General features: G+C 68.4%; 10 protein-coding genes. 6 read left to right on the top strand and 4 right to left on the bottom strand.

From position 1 onward, the window contains the following. The first annotated feature begins 4 nt into the window (after window positions 1–4). From ACJH5R_RS21700 to ACJH5R_RS21685, 4 genes are all read left to right on the top strand, one after another. Window positions 5–1,642 carry an ABC transporter family substrate-binding protein gene (locus ACJH5R_RS21700; protein WP_406782908.1) on the top strand — a complete coding sequence of 546 codons (1,638 nt, stop codon included), beginning with the start codon at window positions 5–7 and terminating at the stop codon, window positions 1,640–1,642. Next, the gene (locus ACJH5R_RS21695; protein ID WP_406782888.1) at window positions 1,642–3,099 is read left to right on the top strand and encodes an FAD-dependent monooxygenase; all 1,458 of its coding nucleotides are present in this window, start codon (window positions 1,642–1,644) and stop codon (window positions 3,097–3,099) included. Before ACJH5R_RS21700 ends, ACJH5R_RS21695 begins: the two co-directional genes overlap by 1 nt. A gap of 106 nt (window positions 3,100–3,205) precedes the next feature. Then, window positions 3,206–3,457 (top strand): FitA-like ribbon-helix-helix domain-containing protein, encoded by a 252-nt coding sequence (locus tag ACJH5R_RS21690; RefSeq protein WP_406782887.1) that lies wholly within the window; start codon window positions 3,206–3,208, stop codon window positions 3,455–3,457. Continuing rightward, a complete protein-coding gene (locus ACJH5R_RS21685; RefSeq protein ID WP_406782886.1) occupies window positions 3,454–3,876 on the top strand; it encodes a type II toxin-antitoxin system VapC family toxin in 423 nt (140 codons plus the stop codon). The genes ACJH5R_RS21690 and ACJH5R_RS21685 overlap by 4 nt, the downstream gene beginning before the upstream one ends. A gap of 13 nt (window positions 3,877–3,889) precedes the next feature. On the opposite strand, the gene ACJH5R_RS21680 is transcribed toward ACJH5R_RS21685, so the two are convergent. Then, on the bottom strand, window positions 3,890–6,505 hold the full coding sequence (locus ACJH5R_RS21680; protein ID WP_406782885.1) for an AAA family ATPase: 2,616 nt from the start codon (window positions 6,503–6,505) through the stop codon (window positions 3,890–3,892). Beyond that, window positions 6,502–7,644, bottom strand: coding sequence for an exonuclease SbcCD subunit D (locus ACJH5R_RS21675; RefSeq protein WP_406782884.1), 1,143 nt, complete (start codon window positions 7,642–7,644; stop codon window positions 6,502–6,504). The genes ACJH5R_RS21680 and ACJH5R_RS21675 overlap by 4 nt, the downstream gene beginning before the upstream one ends. Before the next feature lie 218 nt (window positions 7,645–7,862). Between ACJH5R_RS21675 and ACJH5R_RS21670 the strand changes: the two genes are divergently transcribed. Together ACJH5R_RS21670 and ACJH5R_RS21665 are read left to right on the top strand one after the other, a co-directional pair. Beyond that, on the top strand, window positions 7,863–8,363 hold the full coding sequence (locus ACJH5R_RS21670) for a SixA phosphatase family protein (protein ID WP_406782883.1): 501 nt from the start codon (window positions 7,863–7,865) through the stop codon (window positions 8,361–8,363). A 70-nt stretch (window positions 8,364–8,433) separates the two neighbouring features. After that, on the top strand, window positions 8,434–8,904 hold the full coding sequence (locus ACJH5R_RS21665; protein WP_406782882.1) for a MarR family winged helix-turn-helix transcriptional regulator: 471 nt from the start codon (window positions 8,434–8,436) through the stop codon (window positions 8,902–8,904). A 102-nt stretch (window positions 8,905–9,006) separates the two neighbouring features. On the opposite strand, the gene ACJH5R_RS21660 is transcribed toward ACJH5R_RS21665, so the two are convergent. Together ACJH5R_RS21660 and gjpA are read right to left on the bottom strand one after the other, a co-directional pair. Then, window positions 9,007–11,751, bottom strand: coding sequence for a PGRS repeat-containing protein (locus ACJH5R_RS21660; protein ID WP_406782881.1), 2,745 nt, complete (start codon window positions 11,749–11,751; stop codon window positions 9,007–9,009). Window positions 11,752–11,823: 72 nt separating this feature from the next. Next, the gene (gene gjpA, locus ACJH5R_RS21655; RefSeq protein ID WP_406782880.1) at window positions 11,824–12,975 is read right to left on the bottom strand and encodes an outer membrane porin GjpA; all 1,152 of its coding nucleotides are present in this window, start codon (window positions 12,973–12,975) and stop codon (window positions 11,824–11,826) included. Window positions 12,976–13,588 lie beyond the last annotated feature (613 nt).

Here is a 13,588-nt window from a genome sequence, read left to right as displayed (position 1 = left end):
CGCCATGTCAGCTGCCGGTTTGGCGCTGAGCGGATGCGCGGCAGTCGATATCACCGCGCCCGAGGGCACCGCGACGGTCGGGACCGCCAGCGACATCAACCCGCAGGCCCCGGCGAAGCTGCGCGACGGCGGCAACCTACGGCTGTCCATGACGCAGTTCCCGCCGAACTTCAACCCGCTGCATATCGACGGCAACCTGGCCGAGAACGCCGCCATGCTCAAAGCCACCATGCCGCGGGCGTTCACCATCGGGCCGGACGGCTCGGCGACGGTGGACACCGACTACTTCACCAGTGTGGAGCTGACCGGCACCAACCCCCAGGTGGTCACCTACACGATCAACCCGAAAGCGGTGTGGAGCGACGGGACACCGCTCACCTGGAAAGACATCGCCAGCCAGATCCAGGCCACCAGCGGGGCCGACAGCGGGTACGCGATCGCCACCACCAACGGCGCTGAGCGGGTCGCCTCGGTGACCCGTGGAGTCGACGACCGGCAGGCCGTGATGCGCTTCGCCAAGCCCTACGCGGAGTGGCGGGGCATGTTCGCGGGCAACTCGATGCTGTTGCCGGCCAGCATGACCGGCGACCCGCAGACCTTCAACAAGGCTCAGCTCAGCAAGCCGGGTCCCTCGGCCGGGCCGTTCGTGCTGTCGACGCTGGATCGCACCAGCCAGCGGATCACCTTGACCCGCAACCCCGCCTGGTGGGGCCGGACACCGAAGCTGGACACCATCACCTACCTGGTGCTCGACGAGGCCGCCCGGATGCCGGCGCTGCAGAACCACACCATCGACGCCACCGGGGTGGCCACCCTGGATCAGTTGACGATCGCGCGGCGCACCGAGGGCATCGCGATCAGGCGGGCACCGACCCCGGCCTGGAACCACTTCACCTTCAACGGGGCGCCAGGCGCCATCTTGTCCGACAAGGCGCTGCGGCTGGCGGTCATGCGCGGGATCGACCGGTCCACCATCGCCAAGGTCACCCAGCGCGGCCTGACCGCCGACCCGGTTCCGCTGAACAACCACATCTACGTCGCCGGCCAGGAGGGCTACCAGGACAACAGCGCGGTGGTGGCCTACGACCCCCAGCGTGCCGCACGCGAACTCGACGAGCTCGGCTGGAGGTTGCACGGGAAGTTCCGGGAGAAGGACGGTCGACCGCTGGTGATCCGCCACCTGTTCTACGACGCGTCGAGCACCCGCCAATTCGCCCAAGTGGCGCAGCACAACTTGGCCCAGATCGGGGTCAAGCTGCAGCTGGACGCCAAGGCCGGCGGCGGCTTCTTCACCGACTACGTCAACGTCGGCGACTTCGACATCGCCCAATTCAGCTGGGTCGGTGACGCATTCCCGCTGGCTGGGCTGAACCAGATCTCCGCGTCCTACGGGGAGGCCAACTTCGGCAAGATCGGCAGCCCGGCCATCGACGCCAAGATCGAGGAGACACTGGAGGCGCTCGACCCGGTGGTGGCCCGAGCCCGGGCCAATGAGGTCGATGCCCTGCTGTGGGCCGAGGGATTCAGCCTGCCGCTGATTCAGACCACCGGCAATGTGGCGGTACGCAGTTCGCTGGCCAACTTCGGGGCGCCGGGGCTGGCGGATCTGGACTACACCGTGATCGGATTCCTGAAAGACTGATGACCGAGCATCAAGTGGTGATCGTCGGCGCCGGCCCGACCGGATTGATGCTGGCCGGCGAGCTGGCCTTGGCCGGGGTCGACGTCGTGATTGTCGAGCGACGCGACGGCCATGACCTGATCGGCTCGCGGGCGGGCGGTATCACCCCGCGCACCATCGAGATCCTCGACCAGCGCGGAATCGTCGACCGGTTCCTGGCGCAGGGGCGTATCGGCCAGATCTGTCACTTCGCGTGGATCATGTTGGACATCAGCGATTTGCCGACCCGGCACAACTACACCGTCGGCCTGCCGCAGTACCGCGTCGAGCGCACCCTCGCCGACTGGGTCAACGAGTTGGGTGTGCGGATCTACCACGGCCGTGACGTGATCGGTTTCGCGCAGGATGACTGTGGCGTCGACGTCGAACTCTCCGACGGCACCACGCTGCGCGCCGCGTATCTGGTCGGGTGCGACGGCGGGCGCAGCCAGATCCGCAAGATGGCCGGAATCGCGTTTCCCGGTTGGGACCCGACGGCCATCTGCCTGATCACCGAGGCCGATCTGACCGAGGAGCCGCCCTGGGGGCTGCACCGCGACGACGTCGGGATCCACTCGTTCTTCCGCCTCGAGGCCGACGGGCCGGTGCGGGTGATGGTGACCGCACCGCAGCTGGAGTCCGGAGAGGAGCCGACCCAGGACGATGTCAGCCAAGCCCTGATCTCGCGGCGCGGTACCGATTACGGGTTGCACAATGTCCGCTGGGTCCGCCGGTTCACCGATGTGACCCGGCAGGCCGAACGCTACCGTGACCGGCGGGTGTTGCTGGCCGGCGATGCCGCACATGTGCATTCCCCGGCGGGCGGGCAGGGCCTCAACACCGGTGTGCAAGATGCGGTGAACCTCGGCTGGAAGCTGGCCCAGGTGCTCGCCGGAACCTCACCCGAGGCCCTGTTGGACAGCTACCACGCCGAGCGTCATCCGGTCGGCGCCCGCGTACTGCACAACACCCTGGCCCAGGGCACGCTGCTGGAACCCGGGCCCCGGGTGGACGCCCTGCGGGACATCATGGCCGAACTGCTAAGCCTCGACGAGCCGCGCCGGCGGATCGCGTCGATGATGTGCGGCTTAGACATTCACTACGACCTCGGCGACGGGCATCCCCTGCTGGGTCGAAGGATGCCCGACCTGGAGGTGGCCACGCCGGCCGGCACAATGGCGGTTTTCTCGCTGCTGCATGACGGTCGCGGCGCCCTGCTGAACTTCGGCACCCCTTGGGATTTCGACATCATCCCGTGGGCTGACCGGGTAACAGCGATGGATGCCCGCTACGACGGCCCGTGGGAGTTGCCGGTTCTGGGCGCCGTAGCGGCACCCGATGCCGTGCTGATCCGTCCGGATGGTCATGTCGCATGGGTGGGCGACGGGTCAGCCGCCGGATTGAGCGACGCCTTGACCACCTGGTTCGGCGCCCGCTGACGCAGCACTGAATTGTGCAATGCCGTCGGTGAACCGATGATCGGTGAGGTTCTCGGCGCCACGAAAGCGAGGTGGCCATCTGGTGATAGCACGATATCATTCTGACGTGGCTCAGATACTGATCCGTCAGCTTGATGACGACGTCAAACAGAAGCTGGTCCAGCGCGCCCGCCGACACGGCCGCAGTACCGAAGAGGAGGTGCGCGAGATCCTGCGCAACGCGGTCCGAGACGCCGACGAGCCGCCAGCTCGACTCGGCTCACGAATCTCGGCTCGATTCGCCAAAGTCGGTCTCAACGGGGAGATCGATGAGCTGCGCGGACATCCTGTGCGCCCGGCGGAGTTCGGCGACCAGTGATCCTGCTCGACACCAACGTGATCTCCGCGCTGATGCAGCAGCGGCCAGACGACGTGGTGGTGCGGTGGCTCGACGGCCTGCCCGCCGAGTCGATCTGGACGACATCCGTCAGCGTCTTCGAGGTGTGGACCGGACTGGAACTACTCGAGCCAAGCCAGCGTCGTCGGCGCCTCGAGCTGGCGTTCACGCAACTGCTCGCCGAGGACCTCGACGGTCGCGTGCAGACATTCGATCAGCCGGCCGCGGTGGCCGCTGCCGGCCTCGCGGCCCGGGGCAGTCGCGAGGGCCGCCCCGTCGAGGTGCGTGATGTCCAGATCGCTGGAATCGCCGTCGCCAGAAAGGCGGCGCTTGCCACCCGCAATATCCGGCATTTCCGAGACCTCGGCGTCGAGTTGATCAATCCATGGGCCAGCCAGTAATACTCCGTATTAGCTAAGCGGTCAGGTCGATGCGGTGGGCGTCGGTGACGCTGCGGTAGCGATCCGGACTGCAGGTCAACACGATCACCTGGCCGTGGGAACCGACCGCGTCGAACACCGCGCCCATCTTCTCCAACCGGTCCGGGTCGGTGAAGCCGAGAGCGTCGTCGATCACCACCGGGACGCTGTCCTCCTTGGCCACCAGCGCCGCACCAGCCAGCCGGGTCAGGATGCCCAGCTGTTCCTTGGCGCCACCGGACAGCGACTCATAGGGAACGGTGCGCCCGCCAAGGGTGCGCGCGCAGATCTTCAGGTCGGTGTCGACGTCGACTTCGAAATCGGCACCGAACACATGAGCGCCCAACCGCTGGATCTCGGCGCGGAACGGCTCGACGTAGCGCCGTCGGGTGTCGTCGCGGTGGCGGATCATCGTGGACCGCAGCAACGCCGCCGCGCGTGCCCGGCGACCGATCCGATCGTGTTCGGCCGCAGCGTGTTCCCGCGTGGCCTGTGCCGCGTCGAGCTGGCCCCGCCGCCCCTGGGTGCCGAACACGCCAAGCTCGACCTCCACCTCGTGCAGCGCGCGGGAGGTCTCGGCGTGCCGGGCCCGCAGCGCCTGCGCCGCGATGTCCGCTGCGGCCAGTTCGGCATCGATCGCCTCGGGTGCGGCGGCTCCCAGCTGTTCGGACAAGTCCGCCACGCGCTGCTCGGCGGTGCGCAAAGCCTGCGCGTTGGACTCGGCGGCGTCCGCCAGTTCGTCATCGCTGACCGTCGCCCGCTGTGCGGCAAGACGCTGGCTGACCGCCTCCAACTCACCGCGCTGCGCCGCCACCTTGTCGCGCAGCAGCGCCAGCCGCGTCGCGGCTTCCGTGCGACGCGCCGTCGTATCCTGGGCGGCGCGGCGCAGGGCTTCGCAGTCGATGCCAGCCTGCGTCCGTAGGGCCTCGGCCGCGTCACGGTCAGCGCGGGCCTGCTCGGGAGTGACCCCGGCGGGGAGTTCGCCCTGCTCGGCGCGCAGCCGCGTCAGCCGGGTACGCAACGCCTCGATCTCCTCGTCACCGCGCAACGCTGCCAGGGTGGCGGCCAGCTGGTCGCGGACGCCCTGGAGTTCGCGGCGCCGTTGGTCGGCGTGGCGCGCCTGCGCCAGATCGGTCACGCCGGCCGCCGCCAGTGCATCGGCAAGTTCGGCTTGTGCCGCAGCATGTTTGACATTGGCCTCACGAGCACTGTCGCCGGGGCGAACACGCACCCGCAGCAGGCCGGGCACTTCGACCTCGAGGCCGTCGGCGACGGTGGCCGACCAGCTCTGGCCGGCGGGCAGCGCCGTGGGTTCGCCGGCGATCACCAAGTCGATGTCGGCGATCGCGGCGAGCTCCAGGGTCGCCGAGATCGCGGCCAGCGACGCCTCACTCCGGTCGCAGGCCGCCGACGCCTCTTCGATCCGGCGCAGGATCGGCTCGGTCACGACGATCTGCGCCAACTCGGCCGCCACCTCGGCGAGCTGGCGGTCGGTGGCGTCGAGCCGGGCGAGCCGGTCAGCGAGCCGATCCGCCTCATCACGAGCGGCGAGTTGGTCGACAATGCGACGGGCGGATGCGGCGCGTTCGGTGGCGGCGACCACGGCTTGCGCGGCGTCGGCCGCAGCGGTGTCGGCCGCGGCGGCGTCGGTATCGACGGTGCCCTGCGCCGCGGCGGCGCCGTCGATCTCGTTGTCCAGCAGGCTGATCGCGGCCGCCCGGGATTCGAGTTCGCCGCGCTGCCGGATCCGCTCGGCGTGGGCGCTGTCCGTCGCGGCACCAGTGGCTTTGGCCGCGGTGGCCACCAACTGCGCGTCGCGAAGCCGGCCGCGTAACTCCGCGATCGCGGCGCCGGCGGCCTGCGCCGCGCCGTGCCGGGCATCCGCGGCGGCTTGCTCGTCGGTCAATCTCGCCAACTGCTCGGACAGCTCCGCGTGCCGGTGCACCCGGTCGTCCACTTCGGCGAGCAACTCGGCACAGCGCGCCACCTCGGCGTCGGCGGCGGCCAGCGCGGCAATGGCAGCGGCCCACTCCCCGGTGGGACGCCCCGTCCCCGTGAAGTAGCGCGCGAACTCGGCATCGATGCGCTCGATGAGCACGGGCTCGGTTCCGCTGAGGGTGGCGGTGTCACCGGCGGCGACGTCCAGCGCCCGCGACAGCGCATCACATCCGGACAAGTCCACCGCCGCCGTCGAGGACGCCTGCAACACTCGCTGGGCCTGCCAGAGGCCGGTGTCCATGGTCTCGTCCAGCATGGCGCGGACCCGCTCGTGCGCCTCATCGCCGGTGAGCTGCTCGCGGCGCGGTTCGACGATGGTCAGTTGCGTCCGGGGGGCTTTGTGGAATCGTTTGTGATAGACGAAACGGTAAGGGCCGGTGCTGATTTCCGCGGTGACCTCGGCACCGACATCAGCGTAGGTGGGTTTGACCTGTTTGACGTCTTTCTTGGCGGAGCGGTCCTTGGACTCCAGCAACAGATCCAGCGCCTCGATCATCGAGGACTTGCCGATCTCGTTGGCGCCGGACACCACCACCACGCCGTGGTCGGGGAAGTCGATCTCCCGGTGCGCCACACCGCGGTAGTTGGTCAGCTCCAACCGGTGCAGTCTCATGCCACTCCCCGATCGATCAGGCGCAGCAGCAGCGCCAGCGCGGCATGGGCGTCGTCGGCAGCGGTGTCGACGCCGCGGGCGGCGGCGACCAGTTCCTCGACCGCGTCAGCGGCGAAACCGCCGATTCCGAGGTCAGAGAATTCGCCGTCGGCGGGGACCACCACCAGGTGGGTATGACGTTTCCAGGTGCCCACCCAGGCGAACAGCCGAGAATACCGGTCCAGACAGACGTCGAGGGCGGCCCGGTCGGTGACGCTGAGTGAACCCGTCAGCGCCAGCTGAACGACGGTGCGTTCCTTGTCCGGCAGCTGGTCGAGGTTGATATCCAGATCGGTAACGTCACGTCCGGTGTCGAGCTGGCGGTGCAGCGTCAGGAAACGCCATCGGCCGACGTGGCGCGAGTCCACGCTCACGGCGCCATCGGCCTCATCGATGTCGACCACCAGCACGTGGCCGGGGTCGGATTCGATGTCGTCGAAGTTGGTGACTTCCGGCGAACCGGAATACCAGATGCGGCCCGTCTCCCCGACCTGGGTGCGAGAGTGCTTGTCCCCCAAGGCGACATAGTGGATCGCCCCGCGAGACAGGGCGTCGTGCAAGGCAGTCACCCGGATCAGTGCCGGGTTGTTCGGATCGGGGTCCAGCACGTCGACACCGCCGTGAGCGACCAGGACCCGGATAGTGCCATCGGCGGCCAGGCCGTCCAGTGCGGCGGCCGCCAGGTCGGTCGTGGGGCGCTTGGATCGCCACGGCGCGGCGACGATCTCGAGGCCGGGGCGGACCTGGTGCACGCCGGCGCCGTCAAGCACCATCACGTTGTCCGGGCACTCAGCGGTGAACAACGCGCTGGTGTAGATGGAAGCGGCGTCGAGTGGATCGTGGTTTCCAGGTAGCAGATAAACCGGTACCCCGATGCTGCGCATGGCCTCCAGGGACTGACTGATGACCTCGGGGGCGAGTTGGTTGTCCTCGAACACGTCGCCGGCGACGACCACGAACTCCGCGCCCGTCTCCATCGCCAGCGCTCCCAGCCCGGCCACTGCATCGCGCCGGGCCGCCGAGTAACGCGGCTGGGCGTCGCCGGCCAGGAAGTGCCGGGTCATGCCGAGCTGCCAATCGGCGGTGTGCACGAATCGCATGTCGGTCCTGACCCTTTCCGCCGGGCCGGCGGCCGGGCATCGCGAGTGTATGGCCGGTCACCGACAAGCCCGCGGACCTCGATCGGCAGGTCCGCAAACCCGAACCGCGCGTCGTACTCGTGTGCCACATCCGACACTTCAGCACCACCGGGATCACGGTGAGATCGTTGCGAATCGGATAGCGCGGCCGATATCGGCCACCCCCTACCCTGGAGCGGGTGAGCACTCACCGCACCCTGATCCTGCTGCGGCACGCCAAGTCGGACTATCCGCCCGGGGCGACCGACCACGAACGTCCGTTGGCGACGCGCGGGATCCGAGAGGCCGGGCTGGCCGGGGACTGGCTGCGTGCCCACGAGCCGGCCGTTGATGCGGCGCTGTGCTCGACCGCCGCCCGCACCCGAGCGACCTACGAGCGGACGGCGCTGGCCGCCCCGGTGCGCTATGTCGACGATCTCTATGACGCGGCCCCCGGAACCGTGATCGCGACGATCAACACCGTGCCCGATGACGTCGACACGCTGCTGGTGATCGGTCACGAGCCGGCGATGTCGAGCGTCGCACTGGGACTGGCCGGCCCCGGCACCGAGGCGGACGTAGCCCAACGGATCTCGGAGAAGTACCCGACGTCGGGAATCGCCGTTCTTCACGTCACCGGCAGTTGGGCGGACGTGGAACTGGGATCGGCAGCGCTGGTGGAGTTTTACGTACCGCGGTAAATCACCGATTCACGAAATCTGCTGACTGGAAACCGATGTCGGGCTAGCATCGCCTGATGGCGAGCGTGCGATGAGCCATCCCCGATGTAGTGGCTGCGAACTCGATGCTGACGAATACGATTCGTGGCAAAGTTATTTGGCAACCACGCTGCGAATGACCGCGATGCTTGACCAGCGGTTGAATGATGCGCACCAACTCTCACTGATCGAGGTGGACGTGCTCGCCGTCTTGGGCGAATCCCCCACCGGCCGAATCCAAATGGGCGATCTTCCCAAGTCCCTGCCATCACTTCCGAGCCGGTTCACCAGACATATCCGTCGACTCGAAGAGCATGGCCTGCTACAGCGGAGCGTTGATCCCTGGGATCGCCGCCGGGTGCTGTTGTCCATCACCGCCAAAGGGCGAGAAGCCGTGGAAGAAGCCATGGCCACCTATGCAGATTCGGTCCGGGCCCACTTCATCGGCCCGTTGAGTCGGCCGCAGGTATCGGAGATCGCCGAGACCTGTGAGCAGATCAAAAGCCCTCTGCATCGTTCCTAGAGAACGTCATTCCCGAGCTCTTCCCGGATTATCTTGCGCCACATAACCGGCCGCGGTCGCCGAGTCCGTGATGGACCCAGCGACCGCGACTGACCCCTCGGCTCAGGTGCCCGGTTGACCGTCGGCCCCGGTAGCCCCGGTGCCGCCCGGCGTGCCGCCCGGGCTGCCGGCGGCGCCACCGGCGCCGCCCGTGCCGCCAGTGCCCGGGTTTCCGGGTGCCCCAGCCTTACCGGTCCCAGTGGGAACACCGCTGTTCCCGGCGTTGCCGCCGGTTCCACCGACGCCGCCGTCTCCGCCATTGCCGCCGGTCCCATCGGCGCCGGTGGTGCTGGCCCCGCCGGCGCCACCGGCGCCGCCGACTCCGCCAACGCCACCCGCGGCGCCGTTGCCGCCGTCGAGGCCGTTGCCGTCGTCATCGACGCGGCCGTTCCCGCCGGCGCCACCGGTGCCGCCCATACCGCCGGTACCGCCCTTACCGCCGGCTCCGCCGTCACCGGCCTGGGCGGTGCCACCGGCCCCGCCGACGCCACCGGTGCCGCCGGTGTACCCGACAGTCCCGTCGCCTCCGGCCTCCTTCGGGAAGCTGCTGCCGATGTTGCCGCTGCCGCCCATACCGCCGGCGCCACCGTTACCGCCGTTACCGGCGTCCACGCTGCCGGACGCATTGCCGCCGGCACCACCGGCACCGCCGTTACCGGGGGTGTTGAACTGGGCCATCCCACCGGCACCACCGTTACCCCCGTTACCAGCCTGGCTGGTCAGGCCGAGGGTGTTGGTGGGCATCGCCACCCCGCCGCTGTTGCCTCCGGCCCCGCCTGCGCCGCCGTCACCGCCGACACCGGTGACATTGGCACCGAGTCCGGTAGTGGCCGTGCCACCAGCACCGCCGTTGCCGCCGTTGCCGCCGCTCGCGCTGCCGTTACCGCCGGCACCACCGTTACCGCCGGCCAGGCCGTCTTTGCCTGTGACGGCGCCGCCACCGGCACCGCCGTTACCGCCGTTGCCGCCGACGCCGACGGTCCCGTTGGCGGTGGGGCCGTTGCCGCCGGCGCCACCATTACCTCCGAGTCCGCCGCTTTGGCCGTAGCCGCCGTTGCTGCCGCCGGCACCGCCGGCACCGCCGTTGCCGCCCTGACCGAAGACGGTCCCGGCCTCGAACTGGTCGCCGTTGACGTCCTTCCAACCGGACGCGGCGCCACCCGCTCCGCCGTTACCACCGTCACCGGCGCCGCTCGAGCTACCGCCGTTGCCGCCGTTACCGCCGGCGTAGGAACCGGTGCCGCCGTTACCGCCGTTGCCGCTGACGCCGCCGAAGTTGGCGGTGCCGCCGTTACCGCCGGCACCGCCGGTGGCCTTGATGCTCTGGTCGGCCGCACCGTTACCGCCGTTGCCACCGTTGCCGCCGTGACCGTTGACGCCGCTGGTGTTGGCCAGACCCGTGCCGCCGCCGTCACCGCCCCGCCCGCCGTCTCCGGCTAGGCCGTTGCCGCCGGCGCCGCCGTTGCCACCGTTGCCACTATTGGCGGTGCCTGCCGCAGCGCCGCCACCGGCGGAACCACCGCTACCACCGTCACCGCCGCGACCACCGTTGATGCCGTCGCCGCCGGCGCCGCCGTTCCCGCCGTGACCGCCGCTGACCCCGTCGTAGGGGTTGCCGCCAACAGTCCCCGCCCCATAGCCGCCGGATCCTCCCCGGCCGCCGTCGCCGAGGTAGTCGCCGGTGACCGGATCCTTGTAGCCGTCGCCGCCGGCCGCGCCGTTCCCGCCGACGCCGACCGTCCCGGTATTGCCCGCGTGTCCGTACAGTGCGGAGCCGTAGACGCCGGCGGAGGCCCGCGCACCGGCCTCCCCGCTGTAGCCACCGGCACCACCACTGCCGCCGTTGCCGCCAGTGAGATTCTCGGCGTTCCCAGCAGCGCCGGCGCCACCGTTACCCGCGACACCGGCATTGCCGCCATCGCCACCACTGCCGAACATGTACCCGCTGCGGCCACCGGCGCCACCGTTGCCGGCGCTACCGCCGGCTCCGCCATTGCCGGGGTTGGTTGCCGCGGTCCAGGATCCGGCGGCACCGTCGATCCCGTTGCCGCCGACGCCGCCGACGCCGCCATTACCGAAGAACCACGCCGCCGAGAAACCACCGTCACCACCGGCGCCACCGGCGCCACCGGCGCCACCCGCGCCGATACCGGCTCCACCAGCGCCGCCGGCACCGCCGTTGCCCATGAAGATGCCACCAGCCCCGCCGTCGCCGCCGTCACTGCCGCCGAAACCATCGCCACCGGCGCCGCCGTTGCCGATCATGCCGATGGCGTTGCCGCCGTTACCGCCGTCGACTCCGGCCGTGTCGCTGTCCCAGCCCGCACCGCCGTCGCCGAACCACAGACCACCCGCGCCACCATCGGGGTTCTCCGCGGTGCCGGCCGCGCCGTCGCCGATCAGGTAGACCCCGGCGATGTCGTTGATCCAGCCGTTGACCATGGAGCCCAAGTCACTGTTGATCCACAACTCCAGGCCGGTGTGCAGCGGTGTGTAGAACCACTGGTCGATGATGCTGGCCATGTCGAAGCCGCCACCGGCGGCAACGCCGGGCTCCAGAGCCGCCGACCAACTGTCAGAGCCGGTGAGCCAGTCCAGACCGTTGGCCCACCAATCGGCGCCGCCATCGGCCGGTGATGGGTCGAAGAACAAGTCGAACAGACTGTCCAGCCCGAAGTCGTCGGCCTGGGCGGCCGGCGCACTGACCATCGGCGCCATCCCGAATGCCAGGAACGCACCCACCGCGCTGCCGGCACCGATCACCCGCTTACCGCGACGGCCACTTCGGCTGCTGCTGTGCTGAGTCATGTGCGAACACCTCTCCTGTGTGAAAGCAGTGCTATCGAGTAGTTGGGTCTGGGATCGAGTCACGGAGTCGAATCAGCTGAAGAGTCCGAAGAAGTCGCCCAGCCAGTCGGTGGACAGGCTCGAACCCGGGTCGGTGTCGCTGATGTCGGGGGGTGGGACGTCCGGAATGTCGGGTAGGTCGATCCCGGCACCGGGTGGAGTGACCACGACGGGTCCCTTGCCGTCCCAACCGGATCCGAGCAGCGCGCCGATGGTCTGGTCCCAGGCCAGCCAGGCCCCGATCGGACCGATCGCCTGGCTGGCGATGCTCAGGCTGCCGAGCAGGGGCACGCCACCCAGGTCGAGGCCGATGCTGTTGAAGATCGAACCGCCCACTGCGGGAACCGAATCGACGACCTGTCCGCCGGTGCCCAGCACCTCGTAGGGGCCGACGGCCACCGAGCCCGGAGTGAACAACCCGCCGAACGCGATGTCGAGATGTTCCATGCTCAGCCCCGGCGGGAAGAATCCAGCGTGGTTGATCAGCGGCAGCAATGAATCCAGGCTCAGTGTTGCGCCGTTGAAGAACGCTCCGGACATGTTGGCCAGGGTGTCGGTGAAACTGTCGTTCGCTTCGATGCTGTTGAGCAGCGCCACCCACGGGCTGATGCCCGGGCCGATCATGCCCATGATCATCCCGCTCAGCGGCGACGACAGAAAGTTGACGATCGGTGTCACCATCGCGGGGTCGATACCGGCCGGCAGGAACTGCGGCAGCAGCTGCACCAGCCCGATGTGGCCGAGAAGGTCGGTGACGCCGTTCCCCGTGCTGAGCATGTGGTTATGCACGGTCGCAATGGTTTCGTCGGACGCACCCCCCAGCGAGTAGCCGGTCAGCACCTTCTCCAGGTTGTCCTGCATCTGCGCCATGACACTGTTGAGGTTTGTCGGGTCGTCGAACACCTGCTGCCAGAAGTCGCCCTGGTTGGCTAGGAACTGCTGGAAGCTGACATTCGGCGCCAGGTAGTAGTTCTGCAGAAGCCGGGAAACATTGTCCGAGGTTTCATTCCAGACGTCCTGCCAGGTCCCGATCAGGCTGCCTACGATGCCGCCGTCGGCGGTCAGCGCCACATCCCGGACGACGGAGACTTCTGCCACCGGGGTGGCCACCGGGGTGACCGCGACCAAGCCGCTCCCGACCATCACGATGCCGGCGGTGACGTAGGGGCGAAGAGTTTGCTGCACGACCGTCTCCTTATGTTGTGCTCCGCATATCGCGTAAGCCCGACACATCTCGACGGTCGCCCTGCCCGGCAACTGCCGACATGAACAAGGCGAAAGCTACTCCGGATAAACTTGCGATGTCTAGTGAAAAATGAAAATTTCCTGATTTAGACCGATGAAACTGAGAGATGGCTATCGTGTCGGCTGCATATATACGCAGTTTAAATGGCTTTTAGCTCCCTGTGCGGCTAATAATTTTGACGGGCGTCAATTCGACGGAAGCTACCCGCAAGTAACCCAAATCCTCTGGTCACTAACCAAACAGCCCTCAAACCGCCCGCTAGCTGACGACCCGCCCAAACGCCCTCCACCTGGCCTTATGCATTTAGCACGTCACACGATCCAAGTAACTACTGAGAACAGAAAGTCCAGTTACCCGCATCAGCCGTGCGCCGCACACAGGAAACACGCAGGTGATTCACGGCGCCGCCACCTCCGCGGCGCCCCAGCCCCGGGCCTTGGACAAGTTAGCTGCATCCGGTGGCAGCGACCGTGAGCCGACCTCAGATCATCGCCCGCAACGCCGGCGGCGGCTCCACCCCCATGACCGTCAAGGCACTGGAGTGATAGATGG

The organism is Mycobacterium sp. SMC-19, assembly GCF_045310815.1.
Lineage (GTDB): Bacteria > Actinomycetota > Actinomycetes > Mycobacteriales > Mycobacteriaceae > Mycobacterium.
This window is presented reverse-complemented; position numbering and strand designations above follow the sequence as displayed.

What these genes read in the sequence shown, in the direction of transcription:
- ACJH5R_RS21700 (WP_406782908.1), top strand. Translation starts at nt 5, where the DNA reads ATGTCAGCTGCCGGTTTGGCGCTGAGCGGATGCGCGGCAGTCGATATC.
- ACJH5R_RS21675 (WP_406782884.1), bottom strand. Translation starts at nt 7,644, where the DNA reads ATGCGATTCGTGCACACCGCCGATTGGCAGCTCGGCATGACCCGGCAC.
- ACJH5R_RS21665 (WP_406782882.1), top strand. Translation starts at nt 8,434, where the DNA reads ATGAGCCATCCCCGATGTAGTGGCTGCGAACTCGATGCTGACGAATAC.
- ACJH5R_RS21680 (WP_406782885.1), bottom strand. Translation starts at nt 6,505, where the DNA reads ATGAGACTGCACCGGTTGGAGCTGACCAACTACCGCGGTGTGGCGCAC.
- ACJH5R_RS21695 (WP_406782888.1), top strand. Translation starts at nt 1,642, where the DNA reads ATGACCGAGCATCAAGTGGTGATCGTCGGCGCCGGCCCGACCGGATTG.
- ACJH5R_RS21660 (WP_406782881.1), bottom strand. Translation starts at nt 11,751, where the DNA reads ATGACTCAGCACAGCAGCAGCCGAAGTGGCCGTCGCGGTAAGCGGGTG.